Consider the following 25,578-nt stretch of genomic DNA (forward strand, 5'->3'; position numbering starts at 1 on the left):
ATGCGCGAGATGGAAGAGGCGATGGCGCGCCTGGAGGCGATCATGGCGTCCGCCAGGCGGGCCGAGGAGGCGGCGGCCGAGTGGAGCGCGCGCCAGTTCATCGGCCGCGCCGACGAGGGCCGCATCGTGGCCACGACGAACGCGCTCGGCGTCCTGGTCGAGCTGGAGATCCACCCGCTGAGCAGGAAGCGGCTCGACGCCCGCCGGCTCGCCGACGAGATCACGGCCGCCGTCGTCAAGGCGGAGGAGGCCGCGGCGGCAGCCAAAGACGGGTTGATGAACGACTTGCGTCCTTGACCGCGAGACCGTGAAAAGAAACCCCCTCCGGGAGCGCCCGGAGGGGGTTTACGCGGTGCGGGTCAGCCGCAGTCGGCCCAGTTCGAGCCGGTGCCGGCGTACCCGACGCCGCCCGAGAAGCGCACGCACTTGCCCTTGGCGGGCAGCTTGACGGGCCCGGCGTAGAACTCGTAGTCGCCGGCATCCGTGTCGCTGGGACCACCCTGAACTTCGAGCGTGGCGCTCACCTTGGTCCGCTTGCCCACGTCCGTGGTCTTCATGGTGACCACGCAGTTCTCGCCGGTGCCGGCGTTGTAGAGCTGGAAGATCTCACCGCCGGGGAAGCCCTTGCTGCGCTGTACGGAGAAGCCCGCCCCGCAGACCTGGACCGGTGAGTACGGGTTGCGCATCACCGGCGGTGGGCTGCTCGTGGTGGGCTTGGGCCCGATCGTGACCTTCGTCGGCGCGGGCGTCGGCCTGGTTGCCGAGGCCGTCGGCTTCGCGGAGGCCGTGGGCTTCGCGGAGGCCGTCGGCTTCGCAGTGACCGTTACCGTCGGCGGAGGCGCCACGGTGACCGTGACGGTCGGCGCGGGAGTCGGAACCGAAGACGGCGTCGAGGTGGGCGTGGGCGTCGGAGTCGGACCGAAGACGACGAGGGCGTCATCCTGCGTCGGGCTCGGGGTCGGGGTGCCCGTCACCGAGGGTGTCGGGGTCTGCGTCACGGTAACCGTAGGCACGGCCGACGTGGGCGCCGCCGACGCCGTAGGCCGCGTGACCGGCTGGGTGTTGAGCGGCGTCGGGGTCGGTACGGTGCTCAGCTCGGGCGGCGTGGGCGTCTGAGACGTCCAATCCGTTGGCAGCACCATCGGGCCCACGTCGTCCGGGTCGGCGTGCGACGGGTCCGCCCACGGCACGGTCACCTCGGGCTGGCCCTGCCCGGGCTGGCCCTGTCCGGACTGGTCCTGTCCGGACTGGTCCTGCCCCGGCTGCTGCGGCTGGCCCTGCTGCGCGGACACCTTCTCGGGGTCGGCCTCCGCCGCCGGCGTGCCCACGGCCGCGGCCACGGGCTCGAAGCGCTGTGTCGAGGCGTACCGGTTGGCGCCCCACAGTCCCATGACGGACAGCAGTACCAGCGCACTCACCGCGGCGACGAGCCCCAGAGGGAACCTGCGAGGGGGCCGGGAATGCACCGTCTCCCCGGGAACCGTCGCCTGCCGCTCCGACTGCGGCGGCTCCCACATGGGGCCGGGCGGCGGCACCGGCACGCCCTCCATCGGCGGGGGACCGCCATGGACGACATCCTGCGGTACGGGCGGTGGTCCCCACGTCTGCTGCTGCGGCAGCGTAGGCGGTCCGGCGTGCGGCGGCATCCCGGACACGGGCGCACCCTGCATGGGAACGCCTTGGACAGGCATGCCCTGCACGGGGACGCCCTCAAGGGGCACTCCAGGGACGGGCACACCCTGCATGGGCACGCCCTCGATCGGCGCGCCCGGCTGGTGCGGCTGCTTCTGCGCCAAGGCGCCGGCGCCGCCCCGCTTGTCCCCGAGGAGCCGCAGCAACGCCATATACGTAGTCGGGCGCGGCGTGACGTCCTTGGCCAGCGCGGACAGCACCACTTGGCGCAGCGGCTCGCCCAGGTTCCCCACCTCGGGCTGCCCGTTCAGCACCGCCTCGGCGTCCTGGCCGAACGGCGGCTTCCCGGTCGCGGCGAACACCACCGTCGCAGCCCAGGCGAAGATGTCGGCGTACGGCCCGTATCCCAGCCCCTTGAGCTGCTCGGGAGCGCGGTACCCCGCCTCGCCGGCGGGGTCACCGAGGTCGACGTCCGTCACCCGAGGGCCGTCGGCACCGATGATCACGTTGTGCGGGGTGAGCCCGCGGTGCGTGATGCCGGCCAAGTGCACCGCGGTCAGCGCGGTCAGCACGCCCACCGCCACCCGCTCGAGCGCGTCGGCGTCGAGCGGGCCGTCCTCGGCCACGAGCTCGGCGAGACTCCGCCCCTCAACGTGCTCGCGCACGACGTAGGGCCGGTCGCCGTGCTTGCCGGCTTCCAGGGTCCTGGCGACGTACGAACTGGAGACGCGCTGCACCCCGGTGAGCCGAGCGATGTCGTCGCCGCCCTGTTCCGAGGCGGCGGGCAATAACTTGATCACTCTCAGGGGCGCGTCCTCGGACTCCTTGCCGAGATAGGCCGTACCACGTGGCCCATCCGTCAGTCGTCCCGAGATGACGTACGCGCCCAGCTTCTCGGGATCACCCGGCCGCAGGGGGTGCATCTCTGTCCCTTCAGTCAATCCATGATCTCAAAGGACATTCAACCAAATCCGCCACATTTGCATCAGTAGTTTGACGGTCGAGTCAACAATTCACCGAACTGCAACCCTCAGGACGGCCGGCCTGCCCGCCAGCCTCTGCGCCGGCCCAGGGGAATGAGCAGCGCGAGCGCGCCCGCCACCGCGATCGTCATCATCGCGCCGGCTCCGACCGCCATGGAGATACCGATGGCGGTCTCGTCGCGGGGCGGGACCTTGGCGATGGCATCGGCCGGCAGCGCGGCGGGCGGTGGCTCGGCCACCACGGGCGCGTTGGCGCCTTCGTAGGGCAGCACGGCCGTGACCGCGAGCACCGGGTTCACCATTCCCGCTCCGGTGCCCGCACCGGCGGTGCCGTCGGCGGTGGCGATGATGCGGCGGCGTACCTGCTCCTGGGTGAGCTTGGGGAAGCGGGCTCGCACGAGCGCGGCGGTGCCCGCCACGTACGGCGCGGCGAAGCTGGTGCCCTGCAGGCCACGCATGTAGGCGCGGCCCGGCCAGGGAGCGGTGATGTCCGTGCCGGGACCGAGCACGCCGACAGGGGTCGTGGCGTTGGACGAGTCGGCGCGGCGGCCGTCGGGGGTGGCCGCCCCCACGGCCAGCACGCCCTCGTACGCCGCGGGATAGGCGGGCACGTCCTGGTCGTCGGGGCCAGTGACGTTGCCGGCTGCTGCGACCACGACGATGTCCTGATCGAGCGCCCGCTGGACGGCGGCTCTCAGACCGGAGTGGTCGGAGGCACGCACGGAGACGTTGATCACCTTGGCCTTTGCCGCGACCGCGTCGTTGATGGCACCGATCAGCTTGTTGATGTCGCCCTCGGTCTTGTTGCTCTGCTTGACCATCACGATTCGGGCGTTGGGCGCGACACCATGGAAGGGAACACCAGCCAGGTGGCGGGCGCCGATGATGCCCGAGACGGCGGTCCCGTGGCCCACGCAGTCGCGGTGGCCGGTGTGCGTCTCGTCGATGATCTTGGAGATCTGGACCTGCGGGTGGTAATCGGCGCCGCTGTCGACGACCGCGACCGTCACGCCCGCGCCCGTGCTCAGCCGCCAGGCGTTCTTGATGTCGAGCCGTTTCTGCGCCCACGGCTCGCTGGCGGGCAACTTCAGCGTGCCCTTCTTCGGGTTGCAGTCTTCGGGCGCGGCAGCCGCGGGGGCCCCGAGGATGTGCAGAGCGATCAGGCTCGCGATAAGGGCGCGACCAATCATGACGGGATAGCGTAGACGGAACTCAGCCGCAGTTGGCCCACGCCGCACTCGTCCTCCCCGAACCCGCGCTGCCGGAGTAGCGGACGCACTTGCCCTTGGCGGGCAGTTTGACCGGCCCCGCGTAGTACTCGAAGTTCCCGGAGTCGGTCTGGCTGCCACCGCCCTGCACCTCCAGCGTCGCGCTCACCGGTGTGGACTTGCCGACGTCCGGGCCCGACTTGAGGGTGACCACGCAGTTCTGGCTCGTGCTGTTGTTCCACAGCTGGTACGTGGTGCCGCCGGCGAACGAGCTCGACCGCTGGATGACGAAACCGCCACCGCACACCTGGGTCGCGGTGTAGGGGTTCTTCTTCACGGGCGGCGGGGTCGTCCTGGTCGGAGTCGGCTTCGCCGTCGTCCTCGTCGGAGTCGGCCTCGCCGTCGTCCTCGTCGGGGTCGGCCTCGCCGTCGTTCTGGTCGGGGTCGGCTTCGGCGCCTGCGTCGTCTTGGTGGCGGTGGGCTTCGGCTCCCGCGTCGTCCTAGTGGGGGTGGGCTCGGGCTCCTCGGTGGTCCGGGTCGCGGTCGGCGTCGGCGTTCTGGGGGGCGGGACCGTCTTGGTGACCGTGGCCTTGGGTTTGGCATTCTTGGTGGGCGTCGTCGTCGGCTGCGGCGGCTGGGTCCCGGTGGGCTGGGCGGTGGGGACCGGCTGCGTCGAGATCGGTCCAGGGGTCGGCACCGTCGTGAGCTTCGGGACCGTCGGCGATCCGGCCGGATCCTCGGTGGGAAGCAGCATCGGGCCGACGCCGCTGTCACCCGGGCTGGCCGTGGTCCCCCACGGCGCGGTCACCTCGGGCTGCGGCAGCGTGGGCGCGCTCGTCACGGCCCCCTGGCTCAGGGCGGAGAAGGCGTCTCCCCCGGTGGTCTCGCTGGTGGCCGCGGCGATCGGGGAGAACCTGACCTTGCCGGAGTACTGGCTCGCGCCCCACACACCGAGGCCCGACAGGAGCACGACGGCGGTCAAGCCCGCCACGAGCGCCACGGGGAATGGCCTGCGCTCCCGTCCGTCGCCCTGCCTGGGCACGACGGGGGGCGCCGGAGGCGGGGGCGTACCCTGCTGACCAGGGCCGGGCGGAGGTCCCCAGATCTGAGACCCATACGCCGGCTCCGTCGGACCTTGCCCAACCGGGCCCTGCGCCACCGGGTCCACCGGGCCGTGCCCCATCGGGTCCACCGGGCCCATTGGGCCGTGCGCCACCGGGCCCATCGGGACCGCTCCGATCGGCCCCTGATCCATGGGACCGAGCTGGGCCGGTGCGGGTTGTACAGGGGGTTGATCCATGGGGGCTGGGGACGGCGGCATCAGCGGCGTCTGGGCGCCCTGGACGGACAGCTGGATGGGCAGGATCGCAGGCGGCGGCACTGGAACGTCCTCGGCCGGCGGCGCGAGCATGGGCGCGTTGCCGCCGCCCAGCAGCCGCAGCAGCGCCGAGTACGCCGTGGGCCGCCCATCCGTCTTCTTGGCGAGCGCGGCCAGCACCACCTGCCTCAGCGGCTCGGGCAGCTCTCCGATCTCAGGCTCCCCGTTCAGCACGCTCTCCGGGTCATGCCCGAACGGCGCAGACCCGGTAGCGGCGAACACCACGGTCGCGGCCCAGGAGAAGACGTCGGCGTATGGGCCGTACTGCAGCCCGCTGAGCTGCTCCGGCGCCCGGTAGCCGATCTCACCGGCCGGATCCCCCAGCTCGATGTCGGTGACGCATGGCCCCTCGTCGGCGAAGATCACGTTTGACGGTGTGAGACCACGATGCGCGAGCCCGGCCAGGTGAACGGCGGTCAGCGCGGTCATCGTGCCCACCGCGAGCCGCTCAAGCGCATCCCCGGTCAGCGGCCCGTCCGCCGCGACGGTCTCGGCCAGCGACCGGCCCTCGACGTACTCCCTGATCACGTACACCAGCCCGTTGTCGGCGCCCGCGTCGAGCGTCCGGGCCACGTACGAGCTGGACACCCGCGTGACGCTCTTGAGCCTGGCCACGAAGTCCGGGTCGGCGGCAGGGTCGACGCTCAGCGTCTTGACGGCCACCTGGGGCGCCTCTTCGGACTCCCGGCCCAGGTAGACGACGCCACGTGGCCCCTCGCCAAGGCGGCCTGCGATCTCGTGGCCACCGATCCGCTCGGGCTGGGAGGCGTCCATCTCCGCCATGACCGTCCTTTCGGGATTACGTCATGATCGGAGGATATTTAACCAAATAAGCCCCATACGCATCAGGGGTTTCGGTCCCACACTTTGACTGTTCACCGTCAATTGGCATCCGAGCTGCGGCAAGGCCCCGAGCGCGCCCGGATCAACGGAAAGAAGCCCCAGCGGCGCGACGCCAGGGCCCCGTTCCGTTGCTCATTTCGTGGCGGACTCGATGTTCTGCCGGTAGGTGCCGATGACGCGAGAAGCTTCCTGAAGCTCCTCGGTCATGCGCTGGAAGGCCGTGCGGTAGTTCTGCCAGGCCTGCTGGAAACGCTGGGCTCCGGGGCCCGTCCACGCCGTGCCGACCTTGGCGGCCTCACGGTCGAGCGCGGTCATCGTGGTGCGGACCGCCTCCGACTGCTGCGTGAACTGGCTGGCCATCTGCTGCATTTCCGCGGGGTCGCCGCCGAGCATACTCTGGCTCATGCATACCTCCTGACCGTGTGAAAGCGCACTCACACTAAAGGGGGCACACTGGCCGTCGTCGTGGTTATGCCGAGCGGCTATGGTCTTCCAGAGGAAGATTCGGATTTGACGGGAGCTGTCCGGGCATGCGCGAGGTTGTGGTGACCGGCGGAGGCACCGGGATCGGATACGCGATCGCCGCGGCATTCGCCTCGCTGGGCGACCACGTCACGATCACCGGCCGCCGCGAGCACGTGCTGAAGGAGGCCGCCGAGCGCCTCGGGGCCGCGTACGCGGCCTTCAACGCCGCCAGCCCGGTCGCCGTCAAAGAGGCGCTCGACAGCCTGCCGTCACGGGTGGACGTGCTGGTCAACAATGCCGGCGGCAACACCAACCTGGACCGCAGGCCGTCGGACGACCTAATGGACGTGGCCGAGGCCTGGTGGGCCAATCTCAACGCCAACCTGATGTCCGCCGTGCTCGTCACGGCCGCGCTGGCGCCGCGCATGAACGAGGGCGGCAGGATCGTGTCGCTCGGCTCGATCGCCGCCCGCGGCACCGGCTCGGGCTCGTACGGCGCCGCCAAGGCCGCCATCGAGTCCTGGACCGCCGACCTGGCCGCCGAGCTCGGCCCCAGGGGCATCACCGCGAACGTCGTCTCCCCCGGCCTGGTGCTGGACACCGAGTTCTTCCGCGGCCGCCTCACCGAAGACGGCATCAGGGCCCGTGTGGAGAACACGCGTAACGGCCGCCCCGGCACCCCGTCTGACGTGGCAGATACCGTTCTGTACCTGGCCTCCGCGGGAGCCGGGCACGTCACCGGGCAGGTGCTCCATGTCAACGGCGGCGCATACCTGGGCCGCTGAGACACTCAAAGGAAGGACGGACATCGGTGCGGAAGGTTCTGATCGCCAATCGCGGCGAGATCGCCGTACGGGTGGGCCGCGCGTGCAAGGACGCCGGCATCGCGAGCGTGGCTGTCTACGCCGACCAGGACCTCGACGCGCTGCACGTCCGGGTGGCCGACGAGGCGTACGCGCTGGGCGGGCAGTCCCCCGCCGAGACCTACCTCGACATTGCCAAACTGCTGGACGTGGCGACCCGCTCCGGGGCCGACGCCGTACATCCCGGGTACGGCTTCCTGGCCGAGAACGCCGCCTTCGCCCAGGCCGTCATCGACGCGGGCCTGATCTGGATCGGGCCGCCGCCGGCCGCGATCGCCGCGCTCGGTGACAAGGTGCGGGCCAGGCACATCGCGCAGAAGGTCGGCGCGCCGCTGGTCGCGGGCACCAAGGACCCGGTGTCCGGGGTCGACGAGGTGGTGGCGTTCGCCGAGGAGCACGGACTGCCGATCGCCATCAAGGCCGCGTACGGCGGTGGCGGGCGCGGACTGAAGGTCGCCAGGACGCTGGAGGAGATCCCGGACCTGTACGACAGCGCGGTGCGCGAGGCGGTGTCGGCCTTCGGGCGGGGCGAGTGCTTCGTGGAGCGTTACCTGGACCGGCCCCGGCACGTCGAGACCCAGTGCCTGGCCGACGTGCACGGCACCGTGGTCGTGGTCTCCACCCGCGACTGCTCGCTACAGCGCCGCCACCAGAAGCTGGTCGAGGAGGCGCCCGCGCCGTTCCTGTCCGCCGAGCAGGAGCGGCTGCTGCGCGACAGCTCCAAGGCGATCCTGCGGGAGGCCGGATATGTCGGGGCCGGAACGTGCGAGTTCCTCGTCGGCCAGGACAGCACGGTCTCCTTCCTGGAGGTCAACACCCGCCTGCAGGTCGAGCACCCGGTGACCGAGGAGGTCTCCGGCATCGACCTCGTACGGGAGATGCTCCGCATCGCTGACGGCGAGCCGCTGGGCTACGACGACCCGGCCCTGCGCGGACACTCCATCGAGTTCCGGATCAACGCCGAGGACGCGGGGCGGGGCTTCCTGCCCGCCCCCGGCACCATTGCCGGCTGGCGAGCCCCCTCCGGTCCGGGCGTGCGCCTGGACACCGGCTATGAGCAGGGCGAGACGGTGCCGGGCGCCTTCGACTCGCTGGTGGCCAAGCTCATCGTGACCGGGCGCACCCGGCAGGAGGCGCTGGAGCGGTCGCGGCGGGCACTGGCCGAGTTCGAGATCTCCGGGATGCCGACGGTGCTGCCGTTCCACCGGGCGGTCGTCACCGACCAGGCTTTCACCTCGGCGCCGTTCTCCGTGCACACGCGGTGGATCGAGACCGAGTGGGACAACACGATCCCGCCGTACGCGGAGGACGTGGCCGCAGCCGAGGCCCCGGCGCGGGAGACCGTGACGGTCGAGGTCGGCGGCAAGCGCCTGGAGGTGGTCCTGCCCGCAGGCCTCGGTACGTCCGCCGCCGCGCTCTCCACTGGGCCTGCCGCGAACAAGGCGCCGCACCGGCGTGGCGGCGGCGCCGCGAAGAAGTCGGCGGCGGGTGGGGACTCGCTGGTGAGCCCGATGCAGGGCACGATCGTCAAGGTCGTGGCCGCCGATGGGGACACGGTGCGCGAGGGCGACACGGTCGTGGTGCTTGAGGCCATGAAAATGGAGCAGCCGCTGGCCGCGCACAAGTCCGGCACGATCACGGGCCTCACGGCCGCCGTGGGCCAGACGGTGACGTCAGGCGCCGTGATCTGCGAGATCAAGGACTCGTAACGGATCGCTTGTGACGTTTACTTGATGTCAATGGGGCCAGTAAGAGAATTCGCAGCCCCAGGATCTTCGTCGAGGGTGTGCGCCTACACGCTTTCCGGCGGGTAACGTGCGCAGTGAGGAACTTTGCCGACCGCCCATTCGTCCTCAAGGGCGAAGGAGGCTTGCTGCCAATGACCCATTCGCTGCGCCGAGCAGGGGCCGCGATCGCGGCTCTGATCACCGGTCTATTCGTCGTTCTTGCGCTGTCCCCTGCCGCCCACGCGGCGGCGGCTCCCCCTGACGCTCAGTCAGTGGTGTCCAACTGGAAGAGCAATCCGCTCTACGTGGTGTCCGGCTCGCCATTGACATCGGACCAGCAGAGTGAGATCAGTGACGCGCTGAAGGGGGCCGACAGCAAGATCTACGCTGTGGCACTCCCCGACGGCACAGTGGACAACTCCAGCATTGAGCCGTTCATGACCTCGCTCAACACCGCGCTGACCGACGCGGGCCGGCCCCGCGCCACCATCGCGGTGCTCGACGGCCAGACGTTGTTCGCGGCCTCGAGCGCCATTAGCCAGAGCGGCCTCGCGGGCGAGCTGGCCAACCGCGCCGTCAGCGCCAACTCTGACGTCGTGGACGGGATGAAGGACTTCACCAACCGTGTCGACGCCGCCGTCGCAGGCAAGCGGCGCACGGCGCTCGACACCGGTAGCCAGGCCAACCCGGGCGCCGGCGGCACCGCCGCGCTGATCGGTCTGGGCGTGCTGGCCCTGGCCGGTGGTGGCGGCTACTTCCTCTACTCCAGCAACAGGAAGAAGAAGCGCGCCATCCAGGAGGCCAAGGACCTGGCCGCGGTCAAGCAGACCGTGGACGAGGACGTCACCAAGCTCGGTGAGGAGATCACCGCTGTCGACGCCGACGTCACCCTCTCCGGCGAGGGCGGCAAGCATATCGACGAGTGGCAGACGGCGCTGGACTCGTATGAGAAGGCCAAGACCCAGCTGGCCACCATCGAGCGTGTCGACCAGGTCCGCGAGGTCACCCAGACCCTCGAGGACGGCCGCTACGCGCTGGCCGTGGTCAAGGCCAAGGTCAACAACGACCCAGTCCCCGAGCGGCGCGCCCCCTGCTTCTTCAACCCGCAGCACGGCCCGTCGGCCCGTGACGTGCGCTGGGCCCCGCCCGGCGGCGCGGTCCGCGACGTGCCCGCCTGCCGCGCGGACGCCGAGGCCGTGGAGCGCGGCTTCGACCCGCAGATGCGCGAGGTCATGGTCGACGGCCAGCGCCGGCCCTACTACGACGCGGGCCCGGCCTACCAGCCGTACGCGTACGGTTACTACGGCGGCTTCGGCGACATCATGACCGGCATGTTCATCGGCACCATGATGGGCAGCATGCTGAGCGGCGGCTTTGGCTACGGCGGCTACGGCGCCGGTTACGCCGAGGGTGCCGCGGACGCTGGAGCCGGAGACTTCGGCGGTGGCGACGGCGGCGGTTGGGGCGACTTCGGCGGCGGCGGCGGAGACTTCGGCGGCGGAGACTTCGGCGGAGACTGGTAAGCCGGCCTTCCTAGAAGCGCTCTCCCGGGACGACCGGTCCCGCGGGGAGCGCTTCTTGCTGCTCAGCCGTCCTGCTCCAGCAGCCGGCCGATGGAGGCGACGACCTTCTTGGTGTGCGGGCACCGCCACACGGCCCTGTCGTGGACGACCGTGGCGCCCAGTGGGTGAGTGTCCGGATGCATCGGACAGTGCGGCCAGACCGCCGGCAAGCCCTCCTGCCAGAGGGCTTCGACCGCCCACTCCTGGACCTGATCGGCGAAATCGGCTATCTGCTGGACAGCGCCGCCATCACCGTGCAGTTGGATTCCCCAGCCGCTTCCGTCCGGGGTGTGCAGCCACAGGAACGGTTCCTCCCAGCTCTGGACGTCGGCGAATCGGACGGTGGGGCGTACCGGGCAGTTCGCGTAGAGGTCACTGAGCACGGGTCGCAGTGTCGCGGGGAGCACCTCATCCATGAGGCGAGTATCGCAATCCAGGCGAAATCCGGCCATCACCCATGCAACTCGCGCAGGCGTAAGATCACGTGAATGATCTACCTGGCCCACGGCAGCCACGTCGGCATCCGCCACGTCTCACGGCGGGACCGCTCCGAGCTCCTGGCCCTGAACAAGGAGAGCGCGGAGTTTCTCGCCCCGTGGATGCCCGGCGCGCCCATCACCACGCCTGAGGCCTTCGACGCGTACATCGAGCGCTTCATCGGCCCCGCGCACGACGGGTTCGTGATCTGCCGGCTCGACACCGGCGCGATCGCTGGGCGGGCCAACATCAACAACATCATCCGGGGCACCCATCAAGCCGGGACCCTCGGCTACAACGCCTACGCCGCCACGACCGGCCGCGGTTACATGACCGAGGGCCTGCGACTGCTCGTCCAGTACGCCTTCGGCGAGCTCGCGCTGCACCGCCTGGAGGCGAACATCCAGCCGTCGAACACCGCCTCACTCAACCTGATCAAGCGCGTAGGGTTCCAGCGCGAGGGTTACTCGGCCAACTTCCAGTTCATCGACGGCGCGTGGCGAGACCACGAGCGCTGGGCCATCACCGCGGAAATGGTCTGAACGGGTAAGCCGACAACGAGGGCGTGCCGACGTAAGACTGTGCGGGCCATGCAGCGATGCATCGCTGAGGCACACACAGCGGACGAGGAGTGATCGATATGTTTCCCCGTGACATCTATGAGGCCCATCTCTTCAAGATCCAGTTCTGGCGGTAGGACGGGGCGCCGACTGGTGTCGACCCGGCGTCAGCAGGTGAAGACCACGATATTGGCCTCCGGTCTGGTCAGGCGCTGCCAGCCGAGCCTCTCGTAGAGTCTGATCGCGTCGAATGCCTTCGGGGCGGTGAGGAGCCAGCAGGCGTCGGCACCGTCGCACAGCAGATCGAGGATGCGTCCCGCGAGGCCCTGGCCCCGCGCGTGCGGGCTCACTGCCAACTCGTCGACCTCCAGTGCCCCGACCAGGCGGGTTTCTACCTGGTCGCCGAGTTCCGCCCGTACACGATCGTAGGCCCGGCCCGCCGGAAAGGGGCTCTGGGTCGGCCATGCCGTGCCGAATCCCGCAGGTATGCTGTCATGCCAGGCCAGTACTCCCGCGAATCCGGGACGGTGTACGTCCGTGGTCAGACGCTCGGCGAAGTCGGCGGTACCGTACCCATCCTCATACCAGGGCGGACCGCTGAACGCGGTGCGGTAGACCTCTGTGAGTTGGGCAGTGCGGGCGAGTGCCTTCGGACCGGTGAGTCGTTCGAGGTTCACGCGGGCACCCGTATCTTGCCGATGCCCAGAGTGCTCGTCGCCGGCAGCATGCCCGACTCGAAGACCGCGCCCAGCAGTGGCCGGTTGAGATGGGCCAGGCGTTCGGCCGCCGCCTCACCGAGGGCTCGCCACGGCCCGGCGGCCAGGTCGTCGGTGTGCCGCTCGACCTGGTCGCGCAGGGCCTGCCCGGCCGCGGTGGCCGATCCTTCGGAGTCGATGAGGCCGCGGCTCGCCAGCCGTTCCCGCGCGGCCGCCCATTCCTCGGAGCTCCAGCCCCGTCCGGCGAAGTTGGCGACCGGGGCGGCCCCGACGGAGGCGAACGAGACCAGCGCCTCGCAGGCGTCGAGGCCAGCGGCCTGCAAGGCGGTCAGGTGACCGTCGCCGCGATGCTCACGCAGCACCGTGTACGCCTGCCACAGCGCCAGGTGCGGCTCGTCCGGCCAGGACAGGTCTAGGTTGGCCGCGGCCAGCGGCCGGTGGGCGATTTGGATGCTCTCCGCGGCCCTGACGGCCAACTCGGCCGCCTCCTTCAGATCACCCGTCGAGTCGCCGAGCAGCATCTGGAGGGTGCGGTCCACCGCTCGCAGGCGGGCATCGAGCACCTGCCCTGGCGTCGCGGTGGCCCAGATGCCGGGCACGTGGTCGGCGATCATCGCAGGGCTGAAACTGTAGTAGGTGGCGGCGGCCAGCCTTGAGCGCACGGCGCCGAGCGGCGCCGTGCGCCAGGCGAAGTAGCTCGGCCAGCGCGAGATGACGTCGTAGCCGAGTCCCGCCGCCTCCTCGAAGGCCTCAGGGCTGAAGTAGAGCGTCGCGTGCACCGGCTCGATCTGATGCCACATCTGCCGCGCGAGCGATCCGAAACTCATCACATACCTCACTGTCTATATAAACTATGCCAGTGACGATAGATCCGTGGCGCATCACTGGTCAACCCGAAATAGACAGTTATGTTGGGGGAAGGGCCGAGCTGGCGGTCCTCCTGGTCAACTGCCTGGCTGTCACCACGGCACATGGCAGACCCGTCACGCCGCCACAATCCGGGGAGGAACGGCGCGCCGCGATCAACGCCCAGCTGGCCGCGGCCGGTCGCCCGCCCAGCGCGCTCACCGTCGCCGACGCCGACCAGCTTGCGGAGGTCGCCGGGCAGCTACGCCCGGTCTTCGGTGCGGGCGATCGCATCCTCGCCGTCGTGGAGCAGCTCAACGACCTCCTGATCCGCCACAAGGCCGTCGCCAACCTGCACGGCCATCCTGACCGGCCCCCGACACTGGCCTTCCACCCGGCCGATGCCGGCCTGGTGGACGCCTGGGCCGCGGACATGGGCACGGCGCTGGCCATGGTCATCGGTGTCGGCCAGTCCATTCGCCTCGGCGCCTGCCAGGCCGGCAAGTGTTCCCTGGTCTTCTTCGACACCACGCGCAATGCTTCCCGCCGCTTCTGCGATCTGTCCTGCCAGAACCGCGCCAAAGCCAGCGCCTACCGGGCCAGACGGAGAGCGTGAGACACCCGCCGCCCGAGCTCGAGGCGGCCCACGTGGGCCGCGGCCGAGCGCTCTTGCGTTGTCTCACCAGCCTGGCAGGATCTGTTCGTGACCTTCACACCTCCGCCGAAGACCGCCGCCTGGCGGCACGCCGACGTGCAAACGGGCTTCGAGGTGGTCTACTTCCGTCCGCTGGGCGACTGGTACCGCATCGAGGGTTGTACGACCGGCGTCGAAGAGGGCCGGACCTGGATCGTCGGCTACGCCATCGACGTCGACTCGCAGTGGATCACGAGACGCGCCGAGGTCACGGGACGGTGGGTCACCGGGTCCCGGCGTACCACGCTGGAGAGCGACGGGGACGGCCACTGGCTGGTCGACGGCTCGCCCGCCCCGCACCTGGACGGCTGTTTCGACGTCGACCTGGAGTCGTCGGCGATGACCAACGCGTTCCCCGTGCACCGCATGCGGCTGGCCGTGGGCGCCGCGTCCGAAGCCCCCGCCGCCTACGTCCGTTCCCTGAACCTCGCCGTCGAGCGCCTCGAACAGCACTATGCCCGGGTCGACGGCGAGAGCTATGACTACGTCTCGCCGGCCGACGGGTTCTCCTGCCGCCTGGTCTACGACAAGGCGGGTTTCGTCCTGGACTATCCCGGCATCGCCGTGCGGGCCTTGTAGGGCCCTCAGGTGCTGTTGCGGACGGCCAGAAGTGGGGTGAGGAGAGTGGAGTCCGGCACCGCGCGACCCTCCAGCTTGTCCATGACCAGGCGGACCGCTTCCCTGCCGACCTCTTCGGCCGGGATCAGCACCGAGGTCAGGGGCGGGCTGGCGCGCTCGGCCACGTCGTCGGGGCAGATCGCCACCACGGCCACATCGTGCGGCACCCGCCGATCCAGCTGGCGCAGCGCCGCGAGCACATGCCCGACCGCGGCCTCATTGTGCACGACCAAACCGGACAGGCTCGGATGGTCGAGGAGCAGGTCGCGTACGGTCTCGTACACCTCGTCGAACGTCTCCTCGCAGGGCAGCGCCACGCCCTTGAGGCCGTGGTCGGCCAGGGCGGCCTCGAAGCCCTCGCGGGTGCGGGTGGCGAATCCGGTGCCCCGGTCGTACACCACGGAAGGGGCGCCGAGCAGCACGATCTCCTCGTGACCGCGCTCGGCGAGGTGCTCCACGCAGCGGGTCCCGGCGGCCGCGAAGTCGAGGTCGACGCAGGTCAGCCCGGCCGGCTCGGCGGGGAAGCCGATGAGCACGCTGGGCTCGGCCAGCTCGCGCAGCAGCGGGACCCGGCGGTCGTCCAGCTCGACGTCCATGAGGACCAGCGCGTCCACCAGCGCGCTCGCGGCCACCCGGCGGATGCCCGCGGTGCCCTCGTCGGCGGTCAGCAGCAGCACGTCGTGGTCGAAGCGGCGGGCGGCCGTGACCACGGCGCTGGCGAAGCGCATCAGCACGGGCACGTGCATGCCTGCCCGCAGCGGCAGCACCAGAGCGATCACGTTGGAGCGCTTGCTGGCCAGGGCCCGGGCGCCGGCGTTGGGGTGGTAGCCGAGCGCGCTGATGCTGTCGAGCACCCGCCGCCTGGTGTCGGCCGAGATCGTCCGCTTGCCGCTGAGCACGTACGAGACCGTGCTGACGGCCACGCCCGCGTGCTTGGCGACCTCGGAGATCGTGACCGTGCGCCGGCTCAAGCCTCGGCTCCGAAGTCGAGCTGGACCAGCGTCACGCCGTCGTTCTCGAACACCACATAAAGATCGTGCACCCCGTCGGCGACCGCAAGGGGTGCCGTGATGGCGTGATAGTCGTACCGGTCTGTCCTGGGCACGGGGAAGGTCGCCAGGGCCTGGCCGTAGAGGGGGTCGCCGCGGCGGATCGTGATCATGCCGCCTTCGGCGCTGCCGGCCGTGGCCACGCAGGCCGTAGCGCCGGTCAGGTCCACCTGTCTGAAGAGGATCCAGGCGCCTTCCGCGTCCGAGCGCACCGCGTCGCCGTCCGCTTTGGTCTCGTCCACGAACGTGATCGCGTCGTACTCGTCGTGGCCCGCCGCGCGCAGCAGCCCGGACTGGGGCGGGATGATCTCCCCGTCGACCTCGAAGCGGGTGCTCAGGCGCAGGTCCGTGGCGCTACGGCCGACCATGAGCTGGTGCGGCGCGCTCTCCACCACGAACCTGTCCCTGGTCACGTCCCAGAAGGCCAGCTCCGAGAGCGGCAGGGTCAGGGTGACGGAACGGCTCTCGCCGGGCGCGAGTCGCGCCTTCTGGAAGCCGCGCAGGCGGCGCAGCGGCTGCTTGACGCGGGAGCGTTGCTGGTGGGTGTAGAACTGGACGACCTCGACGCCGGGCCGGTCCCCCGTGTTCGTCACCGTGACCTCGGCGATGAGCACGCCGTCCACGATCCGCACGCGCAGGTCGGCGTACTCGAACGTGGTGTAGCTGAGGCCGTGGCCGAAGGGGTGAAGCGGGGTGCCGCGGAAGTACAGGTACGTGGCGTCCGAGGCGATGATGTCGTAGTCGAGCAGGTCGGGGAGCTCCTGCTCGGAGCGGTACCACGTCTGGGTGAGCCGGCCCTCCGGGTCCGCGTCGCCGAACAGCACCTCGGCCAGGGCGTGGCCGTACTCCTGGCCTCCGTGGGCCGACCACAACACGGCAGGCACCTCGTCGTCGGTCCACGTGAGCGGGTAGCCGCTGGTGATGACCATGACGGTACGGGGGTTGGCCTTGCGCACGGCGGCGACCACGGCATCCTGGGCGGAGGCGAGGGCCAGCGTCATACGGTCCTCGGTCTCACGGCCGTTGACCAGCGGGTGGTCGCCGACCACCACGATCGCCACGTCGGCGTCCGCGGCCAGGCGGGCGGCCTGGTCGGTGCCGCTCCTGAGCACCTCCATGGCCAGCCACACGGACTGGTCGGCGTCGTCGACCAGGCGCAGCACTCCGTCCTCGCCCGCGCCGACGTAGCAGCCGGTCGAGATGTGGCGAAGGGCGAGCGTGCCGCGGGGCCGCTCCTCCATGCGGAAGGTCTCGCGCACCTCCCACCCGTTCGGCCCCGGCTGGTCGTTCACCAGCGTGCCGCCGTCCACAGACACGAACCGGCCGGTCGTCACGGAGCGCAGCGCGTACGCGCCGCCGCCCCAGTCGAACAGGTCGAACGCGCCGGACTCCGCCGTCTTGATCTGCAGCGGCCCGCCGGCGGGGTCGGCGATGACCGGGCCGGCCTCGGCGGTCAGCGTCACCCGGTCCACGGCCTCGCAGAAGATCGTCTCGCACCGCTCGGCCAGCCCGGCGCGGGCGGTCACGGCGTAGGGCAGGGTGCCGCTGTACCAGTCCTCCATGAGCGTGTCGCCGAGCTGCCCGATCACCGCGATCCTGGTCACGTCCGCCAGGGGCAGCAGGCCGTCGTTCTTCAGCAACACGAACGAGCGCCGCGCCGCCTCCCTGGCCAACGCCTGGTGCTCGGAGCAGTTGACCACGCTGTCGGTGACGTCGTCGTACGGAGTCGCCGGGTCGAACTCGCCGAGCCTTACCCGGATCGACAACACGTGCCGCACGGCCGCGTCGACGTCCTCCTCGGCCAGCAGGCCAGTCTCTAGTGCCTGCCGGAGATGTCCGAGCGTGGCCTGGCTGCGGTCGTCGTCCTGGGTGAAGCTGTCCAACCCTGCCTTGACCGCGTGTGCGTACGCCTCCGGCAGCGTGTTGTGGTAGGCCTGCAGCGAGGTGAGGTTGCCCGGCGCGTACGCGTCGCTGACCACCAGCAGCTCGTCCGGCGCCCACTCCCGCAGCACGCTGTTGATCAGCGGGCTGAGGTGCGCCGGGCGGCCGTTGACCAGGTTGTAGGAGGGCATGACGGCCACGGCCGCGCCCTGCTGGATGGCCGACCGGAAGGCGGGCAGCTCGTACTCGCGCAGGACCCGCGGCGGCATGCTGCTCGAGGTCGTGCAGCGGTCGGTCTCGTTGTTGTAGGCGAGGAAATGTTTGAGCGTAGGGGCGGTCTTGAGAATTTCGGGAGCGCTCCCACGCAATCCGTGTGCATAGGCGGTGGCCATGACCCCGGTCAACCACGGATCTTCGGAGTAGCCCTCTTCGTTGCGCCCCCAGCGAGGGTCTCGCAGCGGGTTGACCACGGGCGCCCACACGTTGAGCCCCGCCCCGGCCGGGTCCTTGTGGTGGAAGGCCAGCACCTCGTCACTCGTGGCCTCGCCGACTCTCCTCACGAGATCGAGGTCCCACGTAGAGGCCAGCCCGACGGCCTGGGGGAACACGGTGGCCGGGCCCAGCCAGGCCAGGCCGTGCAGCGCCTCGGTGCCGGTGCGGAACGCGCCTACGCCCAGCCGATCGACCGGCGCCTGGTACTGGTGCAGCAGCCCGACCTTCTCCTCGAGCGTGAGCCTGCGCACCAGGTCGTCGATCCGATCGGTCAGGGGTACCGAGGGGTCGCGGAAGGGGGGTACTTGCATGGTCATCCCTCTGAGAGTGTCGAAGCGCTTCGACGACCGGCCTGGGGAAGTTACGCGGACGTTTCGGTGGGTTGACTGAAGGGTGCACTTCCCGATGACCGAGGTCAAGGGATTCGCGACAATCCCCCGGGCAATCTTCCCGAATCAATGGAATCGAGGACCCTTGCCGCACCGCCCAGCGCGGCCGCGTCGTGGCCCAGCGTCGAGGCCACGACCTGGCATCCCCCGGCTTCGGAGGCGATGACACGATTGCTCAGCTCGTCGTGGACGGCGGGCAACAACCATGGCGCGAGCGGCACGTAGTAGCCACCGAGGATCACCACCTCGGGGTTGAGAAGGTTGGCCAGAACGGACACACCCCGGCCCAGGCTCCGGCCGACCGAATCCAGGGCGGCCAAGGTGTCGGCGTCGCCGGCATGGGCCAGGCGTACCGACTCCTCGATCTCGATCTGGATCTCGGCGGGCGAGGGGATCTTACGCAGCACGGCGCCGATCCCCGCCATGACCTCCAGGCAGCCGCGCCGGCCGCAGTGGCACTCGGGTCCGTCGGGGTCGAGCTGCACGTGGCCGATCTCACCGCTGTAGCCGAGGCCGCCGCGGCGCAGCCGCCCGTCGAGGATGATGCCCGCACCCACGCCGATCTCACCGGTCAGGTAGACCAGGTCGGAGGCGCCGGCGTGGGCGCCGAAGCGCTGCTCGGCCAGGGCCGCGAGATTGGCGTCGTTGTCCACCTGGATGGGGAAGCCGGGATCGCGCAGCGCCTTGGCCAGGTCGCCGCCGATGTCGGCGTCGCGCCAGCCGAGGTTGGGCGCCAGGCGTACGGTGCCCTGCACGTCGACCAGCCCCGGCACGGCCACGGCCAGGCCGAGCACCTGGCGCTCCTCCTTGGCCATCCGGTTGATCACCCGCCTGATGATCGCCCCGACGCTGGCCACGCCCTGGTTGACCGAGTCGCCGGTCGAGAACGAGCGCCGCCAGGTCAGCAGCCGCTCCCCGGCGAGGTCGGTGGCCACGGCCGACACGTGGTCGACATTGATCTCGACCCCGATGGCGGCGTACGGCGAGCCGTCCAGCACGAGCATCGTGGCCGGTCGCCCCACGCGGTTCTCCGTCAGGCCGGTCTCGCGGACCAGCCGCCGGTCGATGAGGTCGGCGACCAGGCTCGACACGGTGGCCTTGTTGAGGCCGGTGGAGGCCGCGATGTCGGCTCGCGAGCAGGGAGCGTGCTCGCGAACGAACCGCAGCACGACCGCTAGGTTGGTGGCCCGTACGTCGGCGAAGTCGGCCGGCTGCGGGCCGGTCGTAGAAGTGATCAATATCAGCCCCGTTCCCGCCAAGAGACGACCCCAGCATGCCGCATTCCCGGGCCTCCTTCACCAACCTGTGACCGTAGCGATCCCTTGTGGTCAGGACAACACTCTACTAATTTGTTTGGTCGCAATACCAACTAATTTTAGTAGGCCATCCCCCACTCGGAGAAGGGAGAGATCCATGGCGACCAACACGACTCGCCGCGGGTTCCTCGGCCTGGTAGGCGCAAGCGTTCTGGTGGCGGGCTGCGCCGAGAAGAAATCGGCCTCCAAGGGCACCGCCGTGGCGGCCGACAAGCTCAAGAGCCTGGTGCCGACGCGGATCCCGTTCGAGATCCCCGGGCTCAAGCCAGACCTGCCCGGCAGCGAGTTCGTCGCCCCCGGCTTCCTGACCCGACCGGCCAATATGGTGCAGGCCGTCACCACCAAGCCGCTGACCAGCGGCAAGGAAGTGACCGCGATGACGCCGCTGTGGGGGACCGTGCCGCCCGGGCTGGGCGACAACTCCTACTACGAGTACATGAACGAGCGCCTGGGCGGCACCGTCCGCTTCAACATCTCGGACGGCAACACCTACCACGAGAAGCTCAGCACCACCCTGGCCAGCGGCGACGTACCCGAGATGGTCATGGTCCCGGGCTGGGAGCTCATCAAGATCGCCCGTTTCACCGAGGCGGCCAACAAGCTCTTCGCCGATCTGGGGCCCTACCTGGCCGGGGACAAGGCCAAGGAGTTCCCGCTGCTGGCCAACTACGACACCGCGGCCTGGCAGTACGGCGTCTTCGGCGGCATCCTCCAGGGCATCCCATGGCAGAACGAGCCGTTCCCGTTCGCCACGTTCGTCCGCCAGGACATCATGGAGGAGCTGGGCCTGCAGCACCCCAAGAGCGGCGACGATCTGGTGGCGCTCGGCCAGGCCATCACCGACGCGAAGAAGAAGCGCTGGGCCTTCGGCGGCGCCATGGAGCAGGAGATGCAGCGGGCCTTCGGCGCGCCGCGCGAGTGGCGCAAGAAGAGCGACGGCACGCTCGAGTACAAGTACGAGACCGCCGAATTCGCCGCCTCGATCGAGTTCATGGTCAAGCTCTTCGAGGCCGGCTACATGCATCCGGACCTCGTGGCCAACAAGGACGCCGACATGAAGGGCCCCTTCGGCAGCGGCCAGATGATCATCTACCGGGACGGTCTCGGCGCCTGGCACGAGAACCTCGGCCGCTTCCAGGCTGACAACCCCAAGTTCGACATGCAGGCCGTCGTCCCCTACCCGGCCAAGCCCGGCGGCAAGACGATCATGTGGCGTAACGAGCCCGCGGGCATGTTCGTCTTCATCAAGAAGGGTCTGGGCGACGCCCGCACGCGCGAGTTGCTCGCGCTGTCCAACTGGACGTCGGCACCGTACGGCACCCAGGAATACGAGCTGGTCAACAACGGCGTCGAGGGCAAGCACTACAACGTCAAGGACGGCAAGGTCGAGCAGACGGCGCTGGGGCGCAAGGAGGTCGCGCCCACGTACATGTTCCTGTCCGGTCGGCCGCCGGCGAACGAGAAGGGCCAGTACAAAGGCCTCGTCCAGGCCCTGTACGACTGGCAAACGCAGGCCGCGAAGCTCCTGGAGAACGACCCGTTCGTCGGGATCCGCGTGGAGGTGCCCTCCAAGATGGCCGGCCTGGCGCAGCCCACAGAGGACAAGATGCAGGAGATCTTCCGCGGCAAGCGGCCCGTCTCCGAGTGGGCGAAGATCGTGAAGGAGTGGCAGGACGGCGGCGGCAACGAGGCGCGTGAGTTCTACATGAAGGTCGCGCGGGAGAACGGCAGGCTGTGAGGAGCGCTTCATGGGGGTAGTCACGGCCAAGCGGCCGGTCAAGCCCGGCCCGGCCACCACCACTGAACAGGTGAAACTGACCTGGCAGGCCAAGCTCCGCAGGGACTGGCCACTGCTCGTGATGAACCTGCCGATGCTCCTGCTGGTGCTCGCCTTCTGGTGGCTCCCGGCGCTCGGCAACGTCATCGCCTTCCAGGACTACAACCCCTACACCGGCGGCATCACCGGCAGCCCGATCATCGGCTTCACCAACTTCGCGCTGCTCTTCCAGGACCCCCAGTTCCTGCGCGCGATGCTGAACACGCTGTCGATCACGGCCTTCCAGCTCGTCTTCTACTTCCCCGTGCCGATCATGCTGGCGCTCCTGCTCAACAGCATCGTCTCGGCCAAGCTGAGGGCGTTCGTGCAGGGCGTGGTCTACATGCCGTTCTTCTTCTCCTGGGTGCTGGTCGTGGCCATCTTCCAGCAGATGTTCGGCGGGGCGGGCCTGCTCGCGCAGCTGCTGCGCGAGCGCGGCTACGAGGGCGTCGACTGGATGACGAACTCCGACACGTTCATCCTGCTCATCACCAGCCAGACCATCTGGAAGGACGCCGGCTGGGGCGCGATCATCTTCCTGGCCGCGCTGAGCACCATCGACCCCAACCTGTACGAGGCCGCCGCCGTGGACGGTGCCCGCAGGTGGCGGCGCATGTGGCACATCACGCTGCCCGGGCTGCGTCCGGTGATCGTGCTGCTGCTGATCCTGCGCCTGGGTGATGCGCTGAACGTCGGGTTCGAGCAGTTCATGCTGCAACGCAGCGCCGTCGGCAGCGAGGTGTCCGAGGTGTTCGACACGTTCGTCTACTGGTCCGGCCTGCGTACCGGCGACCTCGGGTACGGGGCGGCGGCCGGGCTGTTCAAGGGCGTGGTCGGGCTGCTGCTGATCCTGGCGGCCAATCGGGTCGCGCACGCGATGGGCGAGCGAGGGGTGTATTCGCGATCATGACAGCTCTGACGTCCAGGAAACCGTCGAAGCTGGCGCCTTGGGAGGAGCGGCGCTCGCCGGTCGGCCAGGTGGGCAAGGGCACGGTGGTGACGTTGATCGTCCTGGCCGTGCTCGGCCCCCTCTACACGATCGTGCTGACCAGCCTCAGCTCGTCCGCCACGGTCAACCGCGCGGGCGGGCTCGTGCTGGTGCCCGACGAGATCACGTTCGAGGCGTACCGGCAGATCTTCTCCGACACCGTGGTCAGCAGGGCCGTGCTGGTCAGCACCGGAGTGACCCTTGTGGGGACGCTGATCAGCACCGCGGTGAGCATCCTGGGGGCGTACTCGCTGTCGCGCCCCGGCTCGTTCCTGCACCGCCCGCTGCTCTTCAGCATTCTGCTGATGTTCGTCTTCTTCCCGGGGATCATCCCGGTCTACTTGATGGTGAGCGGTCTCGGGCTGAAGGACAGTTACTGGTCACTGATCTTGCCGACCGCCGTCTCCGCGTTCAACGTGGTGGTGCTGCGCTCGTTCTTCATGAACATCCCCGGGGAGGTTCTGGACAGCGCCCGGATCGACGGGGCCGGGGAGTTCCGCATCCTGTGGCGCATCGTGTTGCCCATGTCGAAGGCGGTCACGGCCGTCGTGGCGATGTTCTACGCGGTGGGCTACTGGAACGCCTGGTTCAACGCGATGCTGTACATCGACGACACCCGTAAATGGCCCCTGGCGCTGATCCTGCGCCAGTACGTGGTGGACTCGAACCCACTGCCGGCGGCTACGGCGGGGGTGACGGGCGACGCACCCCCGACCTTGGCGATCAAGATGGCGATCGTCGTGATCGCCGTCATACCCGCCTTGATCATCTACCCCTTCGTCCAACGCCACTTCACCAAGGGCGTGATCGTGGGGGCCATCAAGGGCTGAACAGCAAGGCCTTCCACATGGGGCGCTTCGCGCACGGATTCCAAACAGCGCCTCCCAGGGGGCTCCGCCCCCTTCGACCCCCGAAAAGCACCCACCCGTTGCCCGATTGCCGGGTGGGCTGACGGGAGCCCACCCGAAACGGTCCTCGCTGACGCTCGGGCGTGCTCATCGGGCTCGGGGCTCCGCCCCGATCCCGGGGCGAGAGGGCTTCCCAGCCCTCTCGCGCTCTCCCGGCCTTGGTCGGCAAGCCGGTGAACCTGCCGAATCTTCACCACAGGACAACCAGCCTCCGCACCCTTGTCCCCCGTTCGCTGGCTTATGAACCAAGCCGGATTCAGGCCGCATCCTGTCCGACGGTGATGGTGAACGTCGTATCCATTGCCCGGGCCAGCCGATCCAGCATGGCAAGCGTCAGCACACCACCGCCGCCCTCGATCCGGGACAGAGCAGGCTGGCTGATCTGGGCACGCTGCGCCACCTCAGCCTGAGTCAGGCCCAACTCGATCCGCCGCGCCCGCACCATGTCGCCCAGCCGCAAATCCAGCCCCGCCTGCGCGTACTCGGGATGTTCGACCACGGGTAAGCCGTTCTGCGGCCGCTAAGCGGGAAGCTCCCAGGTAGGCCCGTCAGGCGTGCCGAGCCATACCCATTGCCCCTCAGGCGTCACGGTGAGCCCGAAGCCGGATTGGTGAGGCTGCCCGGCTTCCTGCCACGTCTCAATGGCTTCCTCCACCGCATCCCACAGCCGGACCCGACCGTGCTGCAACACCCTCCATCCGCCTGCCGGATCTGCCTGAGCTTCAGCCCGTGAACCCGTACCGACATCGACCAGGAACGTGGCGTCTGCGCCCCAAGAAATTTGCGCTTGTGGAACGGCGAGCTGGGCGACCCACCGGGCCGCTCCGCTCTGAAGGATCGACGGGTCGATTCTAGTCTTGCGCTCGTCCCCAATGCCTCTAACCAGCGGAGGGCGCGGAGGAGGCAGATGCGAGCGCGCGGTCATGAAGTACAGGCTGTCTTCGAGGAAAGAACCGGTCGCGGTGCCGTCCCCAGCCATGCGGAGGTGAGCGAACGCCACGCCGCCCATCCAGCCCCATATCGGGACCGTGATGGTCCCACCTGCACGGACCTGTTGCATCCAAGCGTGAGGGATCGTGCGAACCGAGCAGGTGGCGATGAGCCGGTCATACGGAGCGTTCTCTTCGCACCCGTACAGCCCGTCTCCCACCGCTAGCGTGGGGGCGTAACCTGCTCCGATGATCGCATCACGGGCACGAGCAGCGATCATCGAGTCATACTCGATCGAGGTGACCGCTTCATTTCCGAGCCGCTGACACATCAGCGTCGTTGAGTAGCCCGTGCCCGTGCCGATCTCTAGGACCTTGTCCCCTTCTTCGATCTCGGCGGCTTCAAGCATCCGAATGACCAGGCTCGGGAGCGTGGACGATGACCCGGGCTGCCCGGTCACGGTCCCCGTAGCGCCTTCGGCCATGACCCCCGCTACCTGTGTCACCCATGTCTCGTCGGCGTAGGCCAGGGCGAGCCATTCGTCCTCGGGCATGTTGGCACGCCGGAGAGGCGCCCACAGGTCGCCTCGGGTCTTGTCGCGCTGGTATACGGCATCCCCAAGGAACCGCTCGCGAGGCACCAAATCAAGCGCCTTTCGCCAGCCGGCCGATCCTATTTTCTCCGCCAGTTCGAGGCGGAGCCTTGTGGCCGTGTCGCTCATGGCCACCATCCTTCCAGTAGTACGTCAGCGAAGGCATGCGCTATCACATCGAAGTCCGGCAGCCATCCCCATTGCCCGTTCGGGTTGCATTCGATGAATGTCCACATTTCCGAGGATTGATGGCGATCCGCTCCGCCTTCTTCCAGGGCGAAGTCGAAACATCCGAATACAAGGCCGAAGAAGTCGAGATATGCGTATAGGGCCTTTGTGATCGCTTCCGGCACGTCGATGGACTCATGAACGAGTGCGTTCCAATCTCCGCGCCGCCAGTCAAGCGAGCTGTCTGGGGTGGTGATTCTGCTCGCAAATACCTTGCGGCCGACCACAGTCACTCTCGCATCAGCGGTCTTTGATATTTCCTCCTGAAACATGTGTGCGGTTATGGACAGTGACGTGATCTCAGCCAATTGCCGGTAGGTAGTCGTGCTCGAAATGGGTGAGGACAAGCGCTGCGCGGGCGATGTCGCCGATTCGGCTGGGGCTGACGGTGATGTGCTGGAGGGTTCGCCACCGGCC

The 25,578-nt window shown here is 69.1% G+C and carries 23 protein-coding genes; 10 read left to right on the forward strand and 13 right to left on the reverse strand.

Features of this window, described 5'->3' with window-relative positions; genetic code table 11:
• Complete coding sequence (locus tag ACTWPT_RS06225; protein ID WP_443176267.1) at window positions 1–297, forward strand: YbaB/EbfC family nucleoid-associated protein; 297 nt, start codon at window positions 1–3, stop codon at window positions 295–297.
• Between the two features lie 62 nt (window positions 298–359).
• On the opposite strand, the gene ACTWPT_RS06230 is transcribed toward ACTWPT_RS06225, so the two are convergent.
• From ACTWPT_RS06230 to ACTWPT_RS06245, 4 genes are all read right to left on the reverse strand, one after another.
• Window positions 360–2,555, reverse strand: coding sequence for a protein kinase domain-containing protein (locus ACTWPT_RS06230; RefSeq protein ID WP_443176268.1), 2,196 nt, complete (start codon window positions 2,553–2,555; stop codon window positions 360–362).
• Window positions 2,556–2,662: 107 nt separating this feature from the next.
• Window positions 2,663–3,805 carry a S8 family serine peptidase gene (locus tag ACTWPT_RS06235; protein WP_443176269.1) on the reverse strand — a complete coding sequence of 381 codons (1,143 nt, stop codon included), beginning with the start codon at window positions 3,803–3,805 and terminating at the stop codon, window positions 2,663–2,665.
• A 22-nt stretch (window positions 3,806–3,827) separates the two neighbouring features.
• Window positions 3,828–5,984 carry a serine/threonine protein kinase gene (locus tag ACTWPT_RS06240; protein WP_443176270.1) on the reverse strand — a complete coding sequence of 719 codons (2,157 nt, stop codon included), beginning with the start codon at window positions 5,982–5,984 and terminating at the stop codon, window positions 3,828–3,830.
• Window positions 5,985–6,176: 192 nt separating this feature from the next.
• Complete coding sequence (locus ACTWPT_RS06245; protein WP_026214895.1) at window positions 6,177–6,449, reverse strand: WXG100 family type VII secretion target; 273 nt, start codon at window positions 6,447–6,449, stop codon at window positions 6,177–6,179.
• 125 nt (window positions 6,450–6,574) lie between these two features.
• On the opposite strand from ACTWPT_RS06245, the gene ACTWPT_RS06250 reads away from it, so the two are divergent.
• The 3 genes from ACTWPT_RS06250 to ACTWPT_RS06260 all read left to right on the forward strand — a co-directional run bounded on the left by ACTWPT_RS06250 (window position 6,575) and on the right by ACTWPT_RS06260 (window position 10,622).
• A complete protein-coding gene (locus ACTWPT_RS06250; RefSeq protein WP_443176271.1) occupies window positions 6,575–7,294 on the forward strand; it encodes an SDR family NAD(P)-dependent oxidoreductase in 720 nt (239 codons plus the stop codon).
• Between the two features lie 26 nt (window positions 7,295–7,320).
• Window positions 7,321–9,081 carry an acetyl/propionyl/methylcrotonyl-CoA carboxylase subunit alpha gene (locus ACTWPT_RS06255; protein ID WP_443176272.1) on the forward strand — a complete coding sequence of 587 codons (1,761 nt, stop codon included), beginning with the start codon at window positions 7,321–7,323 and terminating at the stop codon, window positions 9,079–9,081.
• A gap of 170 nt (window positions 9,082–9,251) precedes the next feature.
• Complete coding sequence (locus tag ACTWPT_RS06260; protein WP_443176273.1) at window positions 9,252–10,622, forward strand: hypothetical protein; 1,371 nt, start codon at window positions 9,252–9,254, stop codon at window positions 10,620–10,622.
• Window positions 10,623–10,684: 62 nt separating this feature from the next.
• Here the strand turns inward: ACTWPT_RS06260 and ACTWPT_RS06265 are convergent, their stop codons facing one another.
• Window positions 10,685–11,077 (reverse strand): hypothetical protein, encoded by a 393-nt coding sequence (locus tag ACTWPT_RS06265; RefSeq protein WP_443176274.1) that lies wholly within the window; start codon window positions 11,075–11,077, stop codon window positions 10,685–10,687.
• A 72-nt stretch (window positions 11,078–11,149) separates the two neighbouring features.
• Between ACTWPT_RS06265 and ACTWPT_RS06270 the strand changes: the two genes are divergently transcribed.
• On the forward strand, window positions 11,150–11,680 hold the full coding sequence (locus ACTWPT_RS06270) for a GNAT family N-acetyltransferase (RefSeq protein WP_443176275.1): 531 nt from the start codon (window positions 11,150–11,152) through the stop codon (window positions 11,678–11,680).
• 185 nt (window positions 11,681–11,865) lie between these two features.
• Here ACTWPT_RS06270 and ACTWPT_RS06275 read toward each other — a convergent pair whose 3' ends face one another.
• Together ACTWPT_RS06275 and ACTWPT_RS06280 are read right to left on the reverse strand one after the other, a co-directional pair.
• Window positions 11,866–12,375 carry a GNAT family N-acetyltransferase gene (locus ACTWPT_RS06275; RefSeq protein WP_443176276.1) on the reverse strand — a complete coding sequence of 170 codons (510 nt, stop codon included), beginning with the start codon at window positions 12,373–12,375 and terminating at the stop codon, window positions 11,866–11,868.
• Window positions 12,372–13,241: an SCO6745 family protein gene (locus ACTWPT_RS06280; protein ID WP_443176277.1), complete on the reverse strand. Its 870-nt coding sequence runs from the start codon at window positions 13,239–13,241 to the stop codon at window positions 12,372–12,374. The genes ACTWPT_RS06275 and ACTWPT_RS06280 overlap by 4 nt, the downstream gene beginning before the upstream one ends.
• A 32-nt stretch (window positions 13,242–13,273) precedes the next feature.
• Between ACTWPT_RS06280 and ACTWPT_RS06285 the strand changes: the two genes are divergently transcribed.
• A complete protein-coding gene (locus ACTWPT_RS06285) occupies window positions 13,274–13,876 on the forward strand; it encodes a CGNR zinc finger domain-containing protein (RefSeq protein ID WP_443176278.1) in 603 nt (200 codons plus the stop codon).
• 87 nt (window positions 13,877–13,963) lie between these two features.
• The gene (locus ACTWPT_RS06290) at window positions 13,964–14,533 is read left to right on the forward strand and encodes a putative glycolipid-binding domain-containing protein (protein WP_443176279.1); all 570 of its coding nucleotides are present in this window, start codon (window positions 13,964–13,966) and stop codon (window positions 14,531–14,533) included.
• Window positions 14,534–14,538: 5 nt separating this feature from the next.
• Here ACTWPT_RS06290 and ACTWPT_RS06295 read toward each other — a convergent pair whose 3' ends face one another.
• The 3 genes from ACTWPT_RS06295 to ACTWPT_RS06305 form a co-directional block, all read right to left on the reverse strand.
• Window positions 14,539–15,543, reverse strand: a complete 1,005-nt coding sequence (locus ACTWPT_RS06295; protein WP_443176280.1) for a LacI family DNA-binding transcriptional regulator — start codon at window positions 15,541–15,543, stop codon at window positions 14,539–14,541.
• Window positions 15,540–18,311: a glycoside hydrolase family 3 C-terminal domain-containing protein gene (locus ACTWPT_RS06300; protein WP_443176281.1), complete on the reverse strand. Its 2,772-nt coding sequence runs from the start codon at window positions 18,309–18,311 to the stop codon at window positions 15,540–15,542. Before ACTWPT_RS06300 ends, ACTWPT_RS06295 begins: the two co-directional genes overlap by 4 nt.
• Before the next feature lie 98 nt (window positions 18,312–18,409).
• Window positions 18,410–19,621, reverse strand: a complete 1,212-nt coding sequence (locus ACTWPT_RS06305; protein ID WP_443176282.1) for an ROK family protein — start codon at window positions 19,619–19,621, stop codon at window positions 18,410–18,412.
• A gap of 175 nt (window positions 19,622–19,796) precedes the next feature.
• Here ACTWPT_RS06305 and ACTWPT_RS06310 point away from each other — a divergent pair, with 175 nt between their 5' ends.
• From ACTWPT_RS06310 to ACTWPT_RS06320, 3 genes are read left to right on the forward strand one after another with little or no spacing between them, the layout of a single operon-like run.
• Complete coding sequence (locus ACTWPT_RS06310; RefSeq protein WP_443176283.1) at window positions 19,797–21,437, forward strand: extracellular solute-binding protein; 1,641 nt, start codon at window positions 19,797–19,799, stop codon at window positions 21,435–21,437.
• A 10-nt stretch (window positions 21,438–21,447) separates the two neighbouring features.
• Entirely contained in the window at window positions 21,448–22,425 is a 978-nt protein-coding gene (locus ACTWPT_RS06315; RefSeq protein ID WP_443176284.1) for an ABC transporter permease, read from the forward strand.
• Window positions 22,422–23,333: a carbohydrate ABC transporter permease gene (locus ACTWPT_RS06320; protein WP_443176285.1), complete on the forward strand. Its 912-nt coding sequence runs from the start codon at window positions 22,422–22,424 to the stop codon at window positions 23,331–23,333. Before ACTWPT_RS06315 ends, ACTWPT_RS06320 begins: the two co-directional genes overlap by 4 nt.
• Before the next feature lie 334 nt (window positions 23,334–23,667).
• On the opposite strand, the gene ACTWPT_RS06325 is transcribed toward ACTWPT_RS06320, so the two are convergent.
• From ACTWPT_RS06325 to ACTWPT_RS06335, 3 genes are read right to left on the reverse strand one after another with little or no spacing between them, the layout of a single operon-like run.
• Window positions 23,668–23,910, reverse strand: coding sequence for a helix-turn-helix domain-containing protein (locus ACTWPT_RS06325; protein WP_443176286.1), 243 nt, complete (start codon window positions 23,908–23,910; stop codon window positions 23,668–23,670).
• A gap of 21 nt (window positions 23,911–23,931) precedes the next feature.
• Window positions 23,932–25,062, reverse strand: coding sequence for an ATP-grasp peptide maturase system methyltransferase (gene tgmC, locus ACTWPT_RS06330; RefSeq protein ID WP_443176287.1), 1,131 nt, complete (start codon window positions 25,060–25,062; stop codon window positions 23,932–23,934).
• The gene (locus tag ACTWPT_RS06335; RefSeq protein ID WP_443176288.1) at window positions 25,059–25,433 is read right to left on the reverse strand and encodes a hypothetical protein; all 375 of its coding nucleotides are present in this window, start codon (window positions 25,431–25,433) and stop codon (window positions 25,059–25,061) included. The genes tgmC and ACTWPT_RS06335 overlap by 4 nt, the downstream gene beginning before the upstream one ends.
• Window positions 25,434–25,578: the final 145 nt, after the last annotated feature.

This window comes from Nonomuraea sp. 3N208 (genome assembly GCF_052245935.1).
Lineage (GTDB): Bacteria > Actinomycetota > Actinomycetes > Streptosporangiales > Streptosporangiaceae > Nonomuraea.

Excerpts from the sequence above, each read along its gene's own strand:
- ACTWPT_RS06270 (WP_443176275.1), top strand. The coding sequence starts at position 11,150 with ATGATCTACCTGGCCCACGGCAGCCACGTCGGCATCCGCCACGTCTCA.
- ACTWPT_RS06265 (WP_443176274.1), bottom strand. The coding sequence starts at position 11,077 with ATGGATGAGGTGCTCCCCGCGACACTGCGACCCGTGCTCAGTGACCTC.
- ACTWPT_RS06260 (WP_443176273.1), top strand. The coding sequence starts at position 9,252 with ATGACCCATTCGCTGCGCCGAGCAGGGGCCGCGATCGCGGCTCTGATC.
- ACTWPT_RS06300 (WP_443176281.1), bottom strand. The coding sequence starts at position 18,311 with ATGACCATGCAAGTACCCCCCTTCCGCGACCCCTCGGTACCCCTGACC.
- ACTWPT_RS06310 (WP_443176283.1), top strand. The coding sequence starts at position 19,797 with ATGGCGACCAACACGACTCGCCGCGGGTTCCTCGGCCTGGTAGGCGCA.
- ACTWPT_RS06225 (WP_443176267.1), top strand. The coding sequence starts at position 1 with ATGCGCGAGATGGAAGAGGCGATGGCGCGCCTGGAGGCGATCATGGCG.
- tgmC (WP_443176287.1), bottom strand. The coding sequence starts at position 25,062 with ATGAGCGACACGGCCACAAGGCTCCGCCTCGAACTGGCGGAGAAAATA.
- ACTWPT_RS06250 (WP_443176271.1), top strand. The coding sequence starts at position 6,575 with ATGCGCGAGGTTGTGGTGACCGGCGGAGGCACCGGGATCGGATACGCG.
- ACTWPT_RS06320 (WP_443176285.1), top strand. The coding sequence starts at position 22,422 with ATGACAGCTCTGACGTCCAGGAAACCGTCGAAGCTGGCGCCTTGGGAG.
- ACTWPT_RS06315 (WP_443176284.1), top strand. The coding sequence starts at position 21,448 with ATGGGGGTAGTCACGGCCAAGCGGCCGGTCAAGCCCGGCCCGGCCACC.
- ACTWPT_RS06280 (WP_443176277.1), bottom strand. The coding sequence starts at position 13,241 with ATGAGTTTCGGATCGCTCGCGCGGCAGATGTGGCATCAGATCGAGCCG.
- ACTWPT_RS06335 (WP_443176288.1), bottom strand. The coding sequence starts at position 25,433 with ATGTTTCAGGAGGAAATATCAAAGACCGCTGATGCGAGAGTGACTGTG.
- ACTWPT_RS06230 (WP_443176268.1), bottom strand. The coding sequence starts at position 2,555 with ATGCACCCCCTGCGGCCGGGTGATCCCGAGAAGCTGGGCGCGTACGTC.
- ACTWPT_RS06245 (WP_026214895.1), bottom strand. The coding sequence starts at position 6,449 with ATGAGCCAGAGTATGCTCGGCGGCGACCCCGCGGAAATGCAGCAGATG.
- ACTWPT_RS06240 (WP_443176270.1), bottom strand. The coding sequence starts at position 5,984 with ATGGCGGAGATGGACGCCTCCCAGCCCGAGCGGATCGGTGGCCACGAG.
- ACTWPT_RS06235 (WP_443176269.1), bottom strand. The coding sequence starts at position 3,805 with ATGATTGGTCGCGCCCTTATCGCGAGCCTGATCGCTCTGCACATCCTC.